Raw genomic sequence first — 14,618 nt, forward strand, 5'->3', positions numbered from 1 at the left:
CAGGGTATGGGCAATAACACTAAAGTCATAACCCGGAGGAGGGGGTTGCACAAGTTTTGTGCTTATTCTGCGTCATCTCTGTGCAAAGTAAATGATGGTTGGCAAGTCAGCTTCGCTGATAGATTGAATTTAAAGTGATAATTATCTGGCACAGGCTTTGCTATAGCAAAGAGACATTGCGCATTTGCTTCGTTAATAGCGAGAAAGTGAGTGCTTTGGATAAAGGCGTCCGGCCCCATGTTTTCATCACGTGCGGGAGGACGCCTTTTTTTATTCCTTATTCAGGTTCGTATAAGCAGCATGCGGCATTCAGTTTCTCCTGATTGGCTAAAGTAGCCTGGTGCGTAACGGTGGGACGCGCATGAGGAGCGGGCTTGTGCTGCAACATCGCAATTTCTCTTATGGCTAAATAAACTCGTATTTTCCCCCCTTAATCCACGCTTTAGCCTTGGCGGGTTTTGGCATCCTATGCCTTAGAATTCCTGCCAGCTGAGGTATGTCGTGGCTGAAGAGAGCGACGAGGACAAAACAGAATCGCCCACGGCGCACCGACTAGAGAAGGCGCGAGAAGAGGGGCAGATTCCGCGATCGCGCGAGCTGACATCGGTACTGATGCTGCTGGCGGGCTTGCTGATCCTGTGGCTCGGCGGCGAACTGATGGCTGAACAGCTGGCCAGCATGTTGGCCACTGGCTTTCGTTTCGATCATGCCATGGTGACCGATGACAAAATGATCATCGCCCACATCAGCAACCTGATCGGCCAGGCAGTGATGGCGCTGCTGCCGTTGATGGCAGGCCTGGTAATTGTGGCGATAGCTGCACCGATGCTGCTGGGTGGGATCAATATCAGCGGTAAATCGATCAAGCTGGATTTCAACAAGCTGAACCCGTTGAGTGGTCTTAAACGCATGGTTTCCTCACAGACCTGGGCGGAACTGCTAAAAGCCATTTTGAAGGCGGTGCTGGTGGGTCTGGTGGGTGGCTGGTACATCTGGTCGCACTGGCAGGAGATGCTGCGGTTAATCAGTGAATCCCCCATCAACGCGCTCCATCACGGTTTAACCATGATCGCCATTAGCTGTGCGTTGATCATGCTGGGCCTGGTGCCCATGGTCGGTTTCGACGTGTTCTGGCAGCTCTACAGCCATTTCAAAAAGCTGAAAATGTCCCGCCAGGAAATCCGCGACGAACACAAACAAAACGAAGGTGACCCGCACGTCAAAGGGCGCATTCGTCAGGCGATGCGTGCGGCGGCCCGTCGTCGCATGATGGCAGATGTACCGAAAGCCGACGTTATCGTCACCAACCCAACGCACTACTCGGTGGCGTTGCAGTATCAGGAAGGCAAGATGAGCGCGCCAAAGGTGATTGCGAAAGGGGCCGGGGATATTGCGCTAAAAATTCGTGAGCTGGCAAAAGAACATCGCATTCCGATTTTAGAAGCACCGCCGCTGGCGCGTGCGCTGTATCGACACACGGAAATTGGTCAGTTCATCCCCGGCGCGCTTTACGCTGCCGTGGCGGAAGTGCTGGCCTGGGTATGGCAACTGCGTCGCTGGAAACGCGAAGGTGGCTTGATCCCAACCAAACCAAAACAGCTGCCGGTTCCGGCAGACATGGACTTTGCAGGAGAGAACAGAAACGATGGCTAATCTGGCCGAAAAGCTGCGTTTACCGGGCAACTTTAAAGACACGCAGTGGAAGGTGCTGGCTGGACCGATACTGATCATGTTGATCCTGTCGATGATGGTGCTGCCGTTACCTGCCTTCATTCTCGACCTGCTGTTCACCTTCAACATTGCCTTATCGATCATGGTGTTGTTGGTGGCAATGTTTACCCAGCGTACGCTGGAATTCGCGGCATTCCCGACCATTCTGCTGTTCTCAACGTTGCTGCGCCTGGCGCTGAACGTCGCCTCAACCCGTATTATCCTGCTTGAGGGCCATACGGGTGCCGATGCCGCCGGACGCGTGGTTGAAGCTTTCGGCCACTTCCTCGTGGGCGGTAACTTTGCCATCGGTATCGTGGTGTTCATCATCCTCGTTATCATCAACTTCATGGTTATCACCAAAGGTGCCGGACGTATCGCCGAAGTGGGCGCGCGTTTTGTGCTGGATGGGATGCCCGGCAAGCAGATGGCTATCGATGCTGACCTTAACGCCGGTTTAATCGGGGAAGAGGAAGCCAAACGTCGTCGTAGCGAAGTGACCCAGGAAGCCGATTTCTACGGTTCAATGGACGGTGCGAGTAAGTTCGTACGTGGTGACGCCATCGCCGGTATTTTGATTATGGTGATTAACGTCATCGGCGGTCTGCTGGTGGGCGTGGTGCAGCACGGCATGGATCTGGGGCACGCAGGTGAAACCTATACACTGCTGACCATCGGTGATGGATTGGTGGCACAGATCCCGGCGCTGGTCATCTCTACCGCTGCGGGTGTTATCGTGACGCGCGTCAGCACCGATCAGGATGTGGGCGATCAGATGGTCTCCCAGCTGTTTAGCAATCCGCGTGTGTTGATGCTGAGTGGTGGTGTTATCGGTCTGCTCGGCCTGGTGCCGGGTATGCCCAACTTTGTCTTCCTGCTGTTTACCGCCGCGTTGCTTGGTCTGGCCTGGTGGCTGCGCGGTCGAGAGATGAAACCGAAGACTACCTCGGAACCTTCTAGTCTGGTCAAAACGCAGGAGACACCCGCCACGGTGGAAGCTTCCTGGAAAGACGTGCAGCTGGAAGATTCGCTGGGTCTCGAAGTGGGTTATCGCCTGATTCCCATGGTTGATCATTTGCAAAACGGTGAGCTGCTGGGCCGCATCCGCAGTATCCGTAAAAAAGTCGCACAGGAGGTGGGCTTCCTGCCGCCGGTGGTGCACATCCGTGACAACATGGAGTTGCCGCCTGCGCGTTACCGCATCCTGATGAAAGGCGTGGAAATTGGCAGCGGTGATGCCTATCCTGGGCGCTGGATGGCGATCAACCCTGGTACTGCAGCCGGTTCTTTGCCGGGTGAACCGACCGTCGATCCTGCCTTCGGTTTAGCGGCAATCTGGATCGATAGTGCGCTGAAAGAGCAGGCGCAGATTCAGGGCTTTACCGTGGTAGAAGCCAGTACTGTGGTGGCAACGCATCTGAACCACCTGATTGGTCAATACGCCAGTGAACTGTTTGGTCGTCAGGAAGCGCAACAGCTGCTGGATCGCGTGACCCAGGAGATGCCGAAGCTGACGGAAGATCTGGTGCCGGGCGTTATCACCCTGACCACCCTGCACAAAGTGCTGCAGAACCTGTTGATTGAGCGTGTTTCGATCCGCGATATGCGCACCATCATCGAAACCCTGGCGGAACATGCGCCGGTCCAGACCGATCCGCAAGAGCTGACCAGCGTGGTGCGTGTGGCGCTGGGCCGTGCGATTACTCAGCAGTGGTTCCCGGGTAACGGCGAAGTACAGGTGATTGGACTGGATGCCACCTTAGAACGCCTGCTACTGCAGGCCTTGCAGGGCGGCGGCGGGCTGGAGCCCGGTCTGGCCGATCGTCTGTTAGTGCAGACGCAGGGTGCATTGCAACAGCAAGAGATGACGGGTGCACCACCGGTGCTGCTGGTGAACCATCCGCTGCGTGCCTTGCTGGCGCGCTTCCTGCGCCGCAATCTGCCACAGTTGGTGGTGCTGTCAAATATGGAGCTGACCGACAATCGCCAGATCCGTATGACCGCCACCATTGGGGGCAAATAACCGATGCGCCGTTGGTGTTGGACTCTAATGATGTTGCCGATGATGGCGCTACCGCTCTATGTGGATGCAGCAGGATCCTGGCATGACAGTGCCAGTGGTCCGAGCCTCGGCGTGCGCGGGAACTGGCACACGACGCCAGCTTTAAAAGCACCTTCGCCCGCAGTGGGCACTATTACGGTGGTGAACTGGCGTTACCAGTTGAGCCGTCCAGCCCCCTCGGGGCTGATCGTGCGTTTGTGTGCGACTCAGCGTTGCGTAGAGATTGAGGGCGGCAGTGGTTCAACGCATAGCCTGGCGAATATTCCGGCTGACGAGACGCTGCATCTGGCGTTCGGTTTTCAGGGGAAGGGCGCGTTACCGCCGGGATTGCGAGTGGTGAGCAGTGAAGTGACGGTGAATTACCAATAGCCAATAAAAAAACCCGCCGAGGCGGGTTTTTTGTTGTTACATACGCTCGACGGTTTTGATACCCAGCGTATCCAGACCTTGTTTCAGCGTTTTAGCGGTCAATGCAGCCAGTTGCAGACGGCTGTTACGCACCTGCTCATCCTCGGCGGAGAGGATTGGACAGTGCTCGTAGAAGCCAGAGAACAGGCCTGCCAGATCGTACAGGTAAGCACACATCACATGCGGCGTGCCATCACGCGCAACCTGGGTGATCACTTCTTCAAACTGCAACAGGCGAGTTGCCAGTTGCGCTTCACGCTCTTCGTTCAGCACGATGTCGCCGCTCAGGCTGTCAGCTTCAATGCCGGCTTTACGGAACACAGAAAGCACGCGCGTGTAGGCATATTGCATGTATGGTGCAGTGTTGCCCTCAAACGCCAGCATGTTATCCCAGTCGAAGATGTAATCGGTGGTGCGGCTTTTTGACAGATCGGCATATTTCACCGCGCCGATACCCACCACTTCCGCCAGATCTTTCAGCTCCTGCGCTGACATTTCCGGGTTTTTCTCACTGACCAGCGCATGCGCACGTTCAACGGCTTCATCCAGCAGATCGGCCAGCTTAATGGTGCCACCGCTGCGGGTTTTAAATGGACGGCCATCTTTGCCCAGCATCATGCCAAACGCATGGTGCTCCAACGGCACAGACTCGGGCACGTATCCGGCTTTACGCACAATGGTCCACGCCTGTTGCAGATGTTGATGCTGGCGTGAATCGATGTAGTAAAGCACGCGGTCGGCATGCAACGTCTCATAGCGGTATTTGGCGCAGGCGATATCGGTGGTGGTGTAGAGGTAGCCGCCATCCTTTTTCTGGATGATCACGCCCATCGCTTCGCCTTCCTTGTTTTTGAACTCATCAAGGAACACCACGGTTGCGCCTTCGCTGGTTACGGCCAGCCCTTTTTCACGCAAATCGCTGACGATGCCAGGCAACATATCGTTGTACAGGCTTTCCCCCATCACATCTTTACGCGTCAGCGTCACGTTCAGGCGGTCATAGACTTCCTGATTCTGGCTCATGGTGATATCCACCAGTTTTTTCCACATAGCACGGCAATATTCGTCGCCGCCTTGCAGTTTCACCACATAACCACGGGCGCGTTCGGCGAAGGCTTCGTCCGCATCATAGGTGACCTTGGCTTCCCGGTAGAACTCTTCCAGATCCGCCAGCGCGATATCTTCGTGGTGCTCATTCTGTTGCTTTTCCAGATAGGCAATCAGCATACCGAACTGAGTACCCCAATCGCCGACGTGGTTGGCGCGGATCACGTTGTGGCCGAGAAATTCCAGCGTACGTACCGCAGCGTCACCGATGATGGTGGAACGGACGTGACCGACGTGCATCTGCTTGGCGACGTTGGGTGCCGAGTAGTCAATGACAACGGTTTGTGGCTTGAGGCTGCTGACGCCAAGGCGCGGCAATTGCAGAGCCTGCGCGGCCTGGGTAGCCAACCAGTTGCGATCGAGGAAGATATTAATGAAGCCGGGGCCGGCGATTTCGACTTTGCTGGCGATGCCGGCGAGATCCAGATGCTGAATCACCTGTTCAGCCAGCTGGCGCGGAGCCTGACCGAGCTTTTTCGCCACAGCCATGATACCGTTCGCCTGATAATCGCCGAACTGCACTTTAGCCGACTGACGAACCTGAGGTTCACAATCTGCTGGCGCACCCGCCGCTACCATTGCCTGACCGACTTTATCGGATAGAAGAGCCTGAATATTCACCGCGTTACCTTCATATGCTGAAAAGGCCCGCCAGTGGCGGCGAGCCGATGCCTTCATCCCGCAACAGCGCGGCGGGACGGAAAAATAAGAGGGGAAGTATACGTGAAATGTTAAAGTGCGTCAGCTTTTAGCATGCGCAATGGCGGGTAACAGCAACCCGCGCGCCGATTAACGGCGACGCGGGTGACGACGAGGATTTTTAACGCTTTTGTCTTCACGCACCTTCCAGTGGCGGGAAATTGCAAATCCCATCAATGCAATCAGGACCGCGACAACAATGAGCATAGACATAGAGCCATTCCTTGTAGTTGTGAAACACAAATTTATAAGAAAGGGTATCAAGCTGCAATTGTTTGCAACTGAAATAAGACTTATCTCATTGTATTAATTATCGTTAATATTAACAGTGATTTAAGGTGTTTTCATAAAGTAACCGCTGGACCTATTTAGGCGAATAATCCTAAAGAGAGGGCCTATTTATGCGGTTTCAGGTCTTTTTCATGATGAAATCGGAGGAATCCGACGACTTTGTCAAGCGGATTCTGAAGCGCTGCTGTTTTTAAATTGATTAAAATAATTGAACTGATATTGATGTGTCTGGAGTGTTGAAATGAATTTTCCTGCGGAACTGAGTGATTTAGAACAAGACCTGGCTCGATTTGAGCACTCCTTGCAGCAATTTGCTGAAAGATTAGGGCTGCGGTTATCAGAACATGAGGCCGATCACCTGGCGGTGCGCTGCCATCAGTTCGCCACGGCGGAGCGCTGGAAGGCGGGATTGCAGAAGATGGGCAGTCAGTTTTCCGAAGCAATGATCAACGGACGCCCGATCTGCTTGTTCAAATTGCATCAGCCGTTAACGATCGCTGGATGGCAGGTCGATGTGATTGAGTTACCCTGGCCGGGTGAGAAATTGTATCGCCATGAAGGCTGGGAACATGTGGAAATCGTGTTGCGCGGTGAGCCCGAAACATTGGGTGTGCGCGCGATGGCATTGCTCTCCGATCATGCACTGACGCAACCCGGCATTTCGTTCAAAACCAGCGCGCCAAAAGGTGAGCATGAGCGTTTGCCCAACCCGACACTGGCGGTGACGGACGGGCAAACCACCATCAAGTTTCATCCCTGGCGACTGGAAGAAATTGTCGCCAGCGAACAAGGCTAACGCCGTGCCATGACTGCGCTATGCAATCGGCTCACCGCCTGTTCCAGTAAGACGCGCGTACAGCCGAAGTTAAAGCGCACGAAGTTGTCATCACCAAAATCGCGGCCGGGTGAAAAACCGAGGCCGTGTTTTTCAAAATAGAGCGCGGGGCTGGCCACATCCAGCTGGCTGGCATCAATCCAGCCAAGATAGGTCGCTTCGGGCGAATTCATCTGCAGTTCGGGGAGTGCATTCACCTGCGCCACCAGCCAGTCGCGATTCGCCCGCAGGTATTGGATTTGCGCCTCCAGCCATGCATCACCTTCACGCCAGGCTGCTTCAGCTGCCACCAGTGCGAGAATATCGACTCCTGGCACAATACCTTCGCGTACCTGTTTAAACCGTTTGCGTAATTCAGGGTTGGGGATAATCGCCATCGATGCACCGAGACCAGCGATGTTGAAGGTTTTCGAGGGCGATATCAGCGTAATGCTGCGCTGTGCGGCATCATCACTCAATGCTGCAAAAGGAATATGGCGGCAATCGGGCGACAAAATCAAATCACAGTGAATTTCATCAGAACAAACGATTAAATCGTGTTGCTGAGCAAACGCCAGTTGCGCCTCCAGTTCCTCGCGACGATACACGGTGCCGCCGGGGTTTTGCGGGTTGCACAGCATCAGCAGGCGTTCATTGCCCTGCATCGCAGCCGTATCGAGATCGACGACCCAGCGGCCATGCTGTAAATGCAGCGGCAAGTTGATCTGTTCACGCTCGGCGAGTTTTGAGGCCGCGCGGAACGGTGGATAAATCGGCGTTGGCGCGACTGTGCGTTGCCCAGCCTCGGTAAACGCGCGGACCGAAAGGTTAAGACCACTGACGACGCCAGGCAGCATAACGATCCATTCCGGCTGAATATGCCAGTTGTAGCGCTGCGCCAGGCGGGAAACAGTGATATCAATCAATCCTGTGGGTGTGCCGCCATAGCCAAAAACACCGTGATCGGCGCGTTTTTTAATGGCCTCAATAATGCAGGGCGGCGAGCGAAAATCAGTGTCTGCAACCCATAAAGGCAGCACATCACGATCGCCATATTTGTGCCACTTCAAACTATCGCTGTGACGACGGTCTATCCATTGATCAAAATCGAATGCCATAGTGAGGTTTCCACGTAAACTGTCCAATTAAGCAGACTAACTTAAGCCATCCTCTCGAGCCAGAAGTCATGAAAAGGAGCAAGCTATGACGAAACTGGAAATTTGTTGCTACGGCATCGACTGTGCAATGACTGCACAGCAGTCCGGTGCCGATCGCGTGGAACTGTGCAGTGCCCCACGCGAAGGCGGGCTGACGCCGTCAGCTGGCGTGCTGGAAGCCGCACAACGTGAACTGTCCATACCGGTTCACCCGATTGTTCGCCCGCGTGGCGGCGATTTTTGTTACACCGCACAGGAATTTGAGGTGATGAAATCCGATGTTGCACTGATGCGTGAACTCGGTTTCCCTGGCGTGGTGATCGGCATGCTGGATGAAGATGCCCATGTTGATATTGTGCGCATGCGGCAGATCATGGCGCTCAGTGATGGCATGGCTGTGACCTTCCACCGCGCTTTTGATTTGTGCCACAGCCCCAAACGTTCGCTGGACGTACTGACGGATTTAGGCGTTGCGCGTATTTTGACTTCCGGCCAGCAGCAGAGCGCGGAAACTGGAATTGCATTGTTGCGGGAACTAAATGAACTGAGCACGGGTCCAATTATCATGGCCGGTGCAGGTGTTCGTTTGAGCAATTTGCAGAAATTTATCGATAGTGGTCTGCAGGAAGTTCACAGCTCCGCCAGCCGACTGGTTGCTTCGCCGATGCGCTACCGTAAAGCCGGTGTCTCCATGTGCTCCGAAGCAGAAGTCGACGAATTCAGCCGAACTTGTGTCGACGGCGATGTGGTCGAAGCGATGAAAAGCATGCTGGAAATGACCGCAGTTCGTGTCGCCTGAGTTCGCACCCCTTTTGCCGCGCAGCACGCCAAAACTCTGACGTGATGTTTGCAAGTACCAAACCCCAGTGAGTTTTGCTGGGGTTCTTTTTGTCTGCTGTACAGCCGTTGATAGCGCATTGTTAAAAAAGATGCTTTGATTACTTTATGGCTTAGCGCGGATAACATTCATGAAATCCTACTCTTGTGCTGTTTTAGTGCTGTTGTTTCCCTTGTCTGGTTCAGCGCTGGCGGTGAGCACTGCCTGTCCGCCTCTGAGCAAAAATATTACCAGCAGCAACAACTGGATCATGCTGGGTGGCGATGCCAAAGGCGCGGTACGTCAGGTCGTAGCCGGTGAGTTTGGTAAAGATGTCGATTCGCAAAAACGCGTGCTGGGGCAGTTCGATCAGTGCGGGGATTTGATGGTTGCCGACATTACGTATGACAAGAACGAAGGCAACGTGGTGCTGACCATGGAACAGCACATCGCCCGCGTGCAGCGAGGTTGGGTGGCGGAGTATGCCTACCTGGTCAAAGTGGTAAAAGCGGGCAAAGAGGAAGTGGTGGATAACCGTCAGGGCACCATCAGCTGGCAAATGGGTCAACATGGCAACATCATCAGTTCTTCCGACAAATTTACCAGCATGGGCAAGGATGGCTTCACCGATACCACTTACCGCTACGACAAACATTTTCGTCTGGAGAAAAGCGTCGCGCGCGGCAGTGATGTGATGACCAACGGAGAGAGCACCTGGCGCTGGAATCCACAAGGGCTGGTCACCTCATCGTCCAGTGCACGCGGTAAAGACACCTACAGTTATGATAAGCAGTGGCGAGAGCTGCGGCTTAATGGCTTCGCTACCACGCCTGTCAGTACCTTAAGTTCAGTTGACGAGTGTCAGTTATGGGATGAGGTGGGCAACTGTACGCTAAGTTATCTGCATGAAACCGAGGTGTTTGCTAAAGGCACCATCGAGCGCCACCTGAGTTCTGCGTACAAATATCAGTACTGGGATCGCCCGCCAGCCGTAGCGGATGACGGGGAGTAAACGCGGTTGGTCCGGGCGCACCGTGGTGCGCCCAACCTCTTTTACTGCACGGTTTTACTGAAGGCATCCACTGCGACAATCGCGTTGGCAATATCCTCTGGCGACAAGTTCGGGTTGAGGTTCTTCAATGTATCCCCCTCGCTGTTCGCCAGCGCCCCGACGCGCAGCAGATTCTCCCAGGATTCATTCTCCAGATGCAGCTCTTTCAACGTGGTCGGCATCTTGATGGAACGGTAGAAGCGGATATAGCGCGCAATCTCCTCATCCGGACGCTGCTCCAGCACCATTTGCGTCAGCGTGCCGTAAGCGACTTTCTCGCCGTGCGTCAGATGATGGATATCGCCATCAATCGCGGTAAAGCCATTATGAATGGCGTGCGCACCCGCCAATCCGGCATTCTCGAATCCGAGTCCTGAAAGCAGGGTATTGGCTTCCACCACGGCTTCGACGGCAGGCGTCACGCGCTTCTCACTCACCGCGGTGTAAGCACTGTAGCCCCATGTCAGGAGCGTCTCTTCACAAGCACGCGCAATGGCGGTGCCTGCAATGGTCGGATCGCCGTTGACCATCGATTTGGCGTGCGAGCGCAGCACGGCCTGAGCCTCCACCCAGGTGGCCAGACCATCAGCAATGCCGGAGGCGAACAAGCGGGCTGGCGCACCGGCACAAACCGCGGTATCCACTAGCACCAGATCCGGGTTTTTGCTGTAGAAGCGATAGCTCTCAAATACGCCGCTGTCTGAATAAATCACGGATAGCGCGCTGCAGGGCGCATCCGTCGAGGCCACGGTCGGTACTATGGCGACCGGCTGCTTAAGCTCATCCGCAATCGCTTTTACGGTATCCAGCGTTTTACCGCCGCCAAGGCCCACCACCACATTGCTGCCTTGTGATTTCGCCAGCTGCGTTAAACGATTGATCTCGTTGCTGGAGGCTTCACCGTTAAACTGCTGCCAGCTGAACTCAATGCCTGCCGCTTTTAACGTTTTCTGTGTGCGTTCACCAATCAGTTTCCAGACGATGTCATCGGCGACCAAAAATGCATGCTGGCCCAGCTCGGCCACATAGGTCCCCAATTCATCCAGCACACCTGCACCCTGAACATACTTACGCGGAGAAGAAAAAATGAATTTACTCATAGCGACAACTCCTTGATGTGAGAAAAGCCGTTGCCGATAAAGTGACACAGATAAATGACGGAGATTTAACCATTACTGGCAAGTTGAGAATTATTATCAATTGCTGACGGAAGGTAACTATCGTCAAGATGTTGCGGCAAGGTTAAGATAGCGGCCAACTGACAGGGAGCTCGCCATGACACTGATATTTTCATTTCTTTTTGCCATTACTATTCTGACGTTAACGCCAGGCTTTGATACCGCGCTGGTGCTGCGTTCCGCAGCCGCGCAAGGCTGGAAACGGGCATCAGCCACCGCATTGGGCGTCACCATGGGCTGTCTGGTGTGGGGCGTTGCGGTGGGACTGGGTCTCGGCGCGCTGCTGCTGGCTTCCGAAATGGCGTATAACCTGTTGAAGTGGGTCGGCGCCGCCTATCTGCTCTATCTCGGCATTAAACTGCTGCTGAATCCCCGCACCCAGGCGGAAGAGAGTCAGAGTGTGCAGGGCAAAGAGCAAAGCTATTTCGCCTGCTTCTCGCGAGGATTATTCGGCAATCTGTTAAATCCGAAAGTCGGTGTGTTTTATGTCACTTTCCTGCCACAGTTTATTCCGGCCGGTGCGTCAGTGGCGCTATGGTGCACCCTGATGGCGTTAACGCATATGATGATTGGCCTGGTATGGAATGCGATATTGATTGGCGGCAGTCAGTATTTTGCGGCGCATCTGCGTCGTCCAACAGTGCTGAAAGTGATGGATCGTTTGACGGGCTGTGTGTTTATCGGTTTCGCCGCGAAGCTGGCGCTGTCGCGGCGTTAAGCATTACGGCTTGCGTGCCACCAGTACCGCGCGTAGCGGTGCTGGATAACCTTCAATGGTTTTGCTGCTGTCGTTAGGATCAAGGAACTCGGCCAGCGATTCGCTGGTCATCCAGCTGGTGCGACGTTGCTCTTCCACTGACGTCACCGCGTAATCCGCGATGCGCACATCGACAAAACCACACTTCTCCAGCCAGCCTTTCAGCGCTGCAGCAGACGGAATAAAGTAAACGTTGCGCATCTGCGCATAGCGTTCACCCGGCACCAGAACGGTGTTTTCATCGCCCTCAACGACCAGCGTTTCCAGCACCAGCTCTCCCTCGCTGACCAGCTGGTTTTTCAACTGCAATAAATGATCGAGCGGCGAGCGGCGATGATACAGCACACCCATGGAAAACACTGTGTCGAAAGCCTGCAAGGCGGGCAGTTGTTCGATGCCAAGTGGCAGCAGATGGGCGCGACGATCGTCCCCCAGCAGCTTACGCACCGCTTCGAACTGACACAGGAACAGTTGCATCGGATCGATGCCGACCACCAGCTTCGCGCCCGCGCCAATCATGCGCCACATGTGATAACCGCTACCGCAGCCGACATCCAGCACCGTGCGATGGGTTAACGGCGAGATATGCGGCAGTACGCGATCCCATTTCCAGTCCGAGCGCCATTCGGTATCAATCTCGGTGCCGTAAAGGGAATAAGGACCTTTGCGCCAGGGCATCAGGTTGCGCAACAGGTTTTCAATACCAAGACGTTGGCGATCAGTGAGATCGTCAGCCGTGGCCGTGACGCTGTTGACCAGATCCAGCGTTTGCGGGTTCAGCAGCGGCAGGTAATCCACTGACTTTTCCCAGTCGCGGAATTTACCGTGCAGATTCTCGCGCTGCCAGGCTGCGACTTGTGCGGGTAAAACTTCCAGCCAGCTCGCCAATGGGCCGGTGGCGATTTGCTGATAAAAACGGCCAAAATCAATCATTTCAATGCTACCAAAGAACCAAAGTTAAAGCACTGGAACCACAACTCAGCGTGGGCAAAACCGGCGTCTTTCAGACGCGCTTTATGCGCTTCTACACTGTCGGTGAGCATGACGTTTTCCAGCATGCTGCGTTTCTGGCTGATTTCCAGTTCGCTATAACCGTTAGCACGCTTGAAGTCGTGATGCATGTTGAACAGCAGTTCGCCCACTTCGCCATCTTCAAAGCTGAATTTCTCAGACAGCACCAGCGCACCGCCAGGGTTGAGGCCTTTAGCGATCTTTTTCAGCAGTTCCAGGCGCGCAGGCGGCTCAAGAAATTGCAGAGTAAAGTTCAGCACCACCATTGAAGCATTCTCAATATGGATATCCTGAATATCCGCTTCAATCACCTGCACCGGCGTGTCCGCGCGGAAGGCATCAATGTGACGGCGGCAACGCTCCACCATCGCCGGAGAGTTATCCACGGCAATAATCTGGCAGCCGGGCACATGAATATTGCGGCGCACAGAGAGCGTGGCGGCACCCAGCGAGCAGCCGAGATCGTAAACCTGGCTATCAGGCTTCACAAAGCGTTCTGCCAGCATGCCAATCATCGAAATGATGTTGGAATAACCCGGCACCGAGCGCTGAATCATATCGGGAAAGACTTCAGCCACGCGCTCGTCAAAGGTCCAGTCACCCAGCTTATCGATGGGCGCAGAGAATAGCGTATCGCGGTCAGACATAATGGAAAGTCCGGAGAGATGAATCGGAAAGGGCGCTATTCTGTCAGAAAGTCCCGCAGGCTGCACCCGCTTTGAGTTTAGAACAAGCTGCTTTGTTGCGGCCAGTCGGGCAGATTGCGCAGCGAAGGCTCAAGCTGCAACAGTTGAGGCCACAGCGCCTGCAGTAAGGGAAACACTTCGCCCATATCCGGCGTATGGATAAACAGCATCGGATCGCTGTCCGTCTGCCACTCCGCCAGTTTATGTTGCCAAGGCAGGAACAGCGGCACGCTCTCATCCACGCTATCGCTACCGATAAAGCGCACCATTGGTTGCGAACCACTGCGCACAGCATGCGGTGGCACGCGCGGTTTTTTCGCCCGGGCGTCCACGGCGGCGGCGCTTTGCGAAGTCGAGGCGTGCACCGGACGGCTATCGAGGATCACGCGATTCACGCCGCGTTCCAGCAGGCCACGGTTGAACGCGCGCTCAGCCTCGCCTTTGGCAAAAAACTGCTCGTGGCGCACTTCAACGCCATAACTAAACCCGCGCGGCAGGCTATCGAGGAACAGCCACAAGTCTTTCAGTTGCGCGGGTGAAAAGGTCGCAGGCAGTTGCAGCCAATACTGCCCGATGCGCTGGCCTAACGGATCGAGCAAGCGGAAGAATTCGTTCAGTAATTCATCGCAGTTTCGTAGCGCGGCTTTATGACTGATGCTGTTGGGGAATTTGAAGCAGAAGCGAAAGTCATCGTGCGTCATATCGCGCCAGCGTATTACCGTTTCCGGCGAGGGCAGCGCATACAGTGTGGTGTTGCCTTCCACGCAGTCAAACAGCTGGGCGTAATCCGCCAGGGTTTCCAGCCCATAATGCTTCCAGCGGGCATGCTGCCATTGCGGTAATCCGATGCGAAGTGTCAAACGCGGCTCC

General features: G+C 54.8%; 14 protein-coding genes. 7 read left to right on the forward strand and 7 right to left on the reverse strand.

Going from position 1 to position 14,618, the window contains the following annotated elements:
• Nucleotides 1-501 precede the first annotated feature (501 nt).
• The 3 genes from flhB to flhE are packed head-to-tail and all read left to right on the forward strand — an operon-like array spanning nt 502 to nt 4,141.
• Nucleotides 502-1,653: a flagellar biosynthesis protein FlhB gene (gene flhB / locus F3J37_RS05360; RefSeq protein ID WP_166932260.1), complete on the forward strand. Its 1,152-nt coding sequence runs from the start codon at nt 502-504 to the stop codon at nt 1,651-1,653.
• Nucleotides 1,646-3,733 (forward strand): flagellar biosynthesis protein FlhA, encoded by a 2,088-nt coding sequence (gene flhA / locus F3J37_RS05365; RefSeq protein ID WP_058960198.1) that lies wholly within the window; start codon nt 1,646-1,648, stop codon nt 3,731-3,733. The genes flhB and flhA overlap by 8 nt, the downstream gene beginning before the upstream one ends.
• A gap of 3 nt (nt 3,734-3,736) precedes the next feature.
• The gene (flhE, locus tag F3J37_RS05370) at nt 3,737-4,141 is read left to right on the forward strand and encodes a flagellar protein FlhE (RefSeq protein ID WP_166932262.1); all 405 of its coding nucleotides are present in this window, start codon (nt 3,737-3,739) and stop codon (nt 4,139-4,141) included.
• 36 nt (nt 4,142-4,177) lie between these two features.
• On the opposite strand, the gene argS is transcribed toward flhE, so the two are convergent.
• Complete coding sequence (argS, locus tag F3J37_RS05375; RefSeq protein ID WP_166932264.1) at nt 4,178-5,908, reverse strand: arginine--tRNA ligase; 1,731 nt, start codon at nt 5,906-5,908, stop codon at nt 4,178-4,180.
• Between the two features lie 168 nt (nt 5,909-6,076).
• Nucleotides 6,077-6,199 carry a hypothetical protein gene (locus tag F3J37_RS28360; RefSeq protein WP_007889544.1) on the reverse strand — a complete coding sequence of 41 codons (123 nt, stop codon included), beginning with the start codon at nt 6,197-6,199 and terminating at the stop codon, nt 6,077-6,079.
• A 319-nt stretch (nt 6,200-6,518) separates the two neighbouring features.
• On the opposite strand from F3J37_RS28360, the gene F3J37_RS05380 reads away from it, so the two are divergent.
• The gene (locus F3J37_RS05380; protein ID WP_166932266.1) at nt 6,519-7,073 is read left to right on the forward strand and encodes a VOC family protein; all 555 of its coding nucleotides are present in this window, start codon (nt 6,519-6,521) and stop codon (nt 7,071-7,073) included.
• On the opposite strand, the gene F3J37_RS05385 is transcribed toward F3J37_RS05380, so the two are convergent.
• On the reverse strand, nt 7,070-8,209 hold the full coding sequence (locus F3J37_RS05385) for a MalY/PatB family protein (RefSeq protein WP_166932268.1): 1,140 nt from the start codon (nt 8,207-8,209) through the stop codon (nt 7,070-7,072). The two genes, F3J37_RS05380 and F3J37_RS05385, sit on opposite strands and share 4 nt — an antisense overlap.
• A gap of 85 nt (nt 8,210-8,294) precedes the next feature.
• Between F3J37_RS05385 and cutC the strand changes: the two genes are divergently transcribed.
• Together cutC and F3J37_RS05395 are read left to right on the forward strand one after the other, a co-directional pair.
• Nucleotides 8,295-9,047 carry a copper homeostasis protein CutC gene (cutC, locus tag F3J37_RS05390; RefSeq protein WP_034828632.1) on the forward strand — a complete coding sequence of 251 codons (753 nt, stop codon included), beginning with the start codon at nt 8,295-8,297 and terminating at the stop codon, nt 9,045-9,047.
• A 169-nt stretch (nt 9,048-9,216) separates the two neighbouring features.
• Complete coding sequence (locus F3J37_RS05395) at nt 9,217-10,077, forward strand: hypothetical protein (protein WP_034828634.1); 861 nt, start codon at nt 9,217-9,219, stop codon at nt 10,075-10,077.
• A 41-nt stretch (nt 10,078-10,118) separates the two neighbouring features.
• Here F3J37_RS05395 and F3J37_RS05400 read toward each other — a convergent pair whose 3' ends face one another.
• Entirely contained in the window at nt 10,119-11,216 is a 1,098-nt protein-coding gene (locus F3J37_RS05400) for a glycerol dehydrogenase (protein ID WP_160832824.1), read from the reverse strand.
• A 175-nt stretch (nt 11,217-11,391) separates the two neighbouring features.
• Between F3J37_RS05400 and F3J37_RS05405 the strand changes: the two genes are divergently transcribed.
• Nucleotides 11,392-12,012 (forward strand): LysE family translocator, encoded by a 621-nt coding sequence (locus F3J37_RS05405; RefSeq protein ID WP_166932270.1) that lies wholly within the window; start codon nt 11,392-11,394, stop codon nt 12,010-12,012.
• A 3-nt stretch (nt 12,013-12,015) separates the two neighbouring features.
• On the opposite strand, the gene cmoB is transcribed toward F3J37_RS05405, so the two are convergent.
• The 3 genes from cmoB to F3J37_RS05420 form a co-directional block, all read right to left on the reverse strand.
• On the reverse strand, nt 12,016-12,984 hold the full coding sequence (gene cmoB, locus F3J37_RS05410; protein WP_058960189.1) for a tRNA 5-methoxyuridine(34)/uridine 5-oxyacetic acid(34) synthase CmoB: 969 nt from the start codon (nt 12,982-12,984) through the stop codon (nt 12,016-12,018).
• A complete protein-coding gene (cmoA, locus tag F3J37_RS05415) occupies nt 12,981-13,709 on the reverse strand; it encodes a carboxy-S-adenosyl-L-methionine synthase CmoA (RefSeq protein ID WP_160832826.1) in 729 nt (242 codons plus the stop codon). Before cmoA ends, cmoB begins: the two co-directional genes overlap by 4 nt.
• A 77-nt stretch (nt 13,710-13,786) precedes the next feature.
• Entirely contained in the window at nt 13,787-14,608 is an 822-nt protein-coding gene (locus F3J37_RS05420; RefSeq protein ID WP_166932272.1) for a DUF72 domain-containing protein, read from the reverse strand.
• Nucleotides 14,609-14,618 lie beyond the last annotated feature (10 nt).

Source organism: Candidatus Pantoea communis (assembly GCF_011752685.1).
Lineage (GTDB): Bacteria > Pseudomonadota > Gammaproteobacteria > Enterobacterales > Enterobacteriaceae > Pantoea > Pantoea communis.

Coding starts and splice junctions, on each gene's coding strand:
- F3J37_RS28360 (WP_007889544.1), bottom strand. CDS start 6,199: ATGTCTATGCTCATTGTTGTCGCGGTCCTGATTGCATTGATGGGATTT.
- cmoB (WP_058960189.1), bottom strand. CDS start 12,984: ATGATTGATTTTGGCCGTTTTTATCAGCAAATCGCCACCGGCCCATTG.
- F3J37_RS05400 (WP_160832824.1), bottom strand. CDS start 11,216: ATGAGTAAATTCATTTTTTCTTCTCCGCGTAAGTATGTTCAGGGTGCA.
- F3J37_RS05380 (WP_166932266.1), top strand. CDS start 6,519: ATGAATTTTCCTGCGGAACTGAGTGATTTAGAACAAGACCTGGCTCGA.
- flhE (WP_166932262.1), top strand. CDS start 3,737: ATGCGCCGTTGGTGTTGGACTCTAATGATGTTGCCGATGATGGCGCTA.
- F3J37_RS05385 (WP_166932268.1), bottom strand. CDS start 8,209: ATGGCATTCGATTTTGATCAATGGATAGACCGTCGTCACAGCGATAGT.
- cutC (WP_034828632.1), top strand. CDS start 8,295: ATGACGAAACTGGAAATTTGTTGCTACGGCATCGACTGTGCAATGACT.
- F3J37_RS05405 (WP_166932270.1), top strand. CDS start 11,392: ATGACACTGATATTTTCATTTCTTTTTGCCATTACTATTCTGACGTTA.
- F3J37_RS05395 (WP_034828634.1), top strand. CDS start 9,217: ATGAAATCCTACTCTTGTGCTGTTTTAGTGCTGTTGTTTCCCTTGTCT.
- flhA (WP_058960198.1), top strand. CDS start 1,646: ATGGCTAATCTGGCCGAAAAGCTGCGTTTACCGGGCAACTTTAAAGAC.
- cmoA (WP_160832826.1), bottom strand. CDS start 13,709: ATGTCTGACCGCGATACGCTATTCTCTGCGCCCATCGATAAGCTGGGT.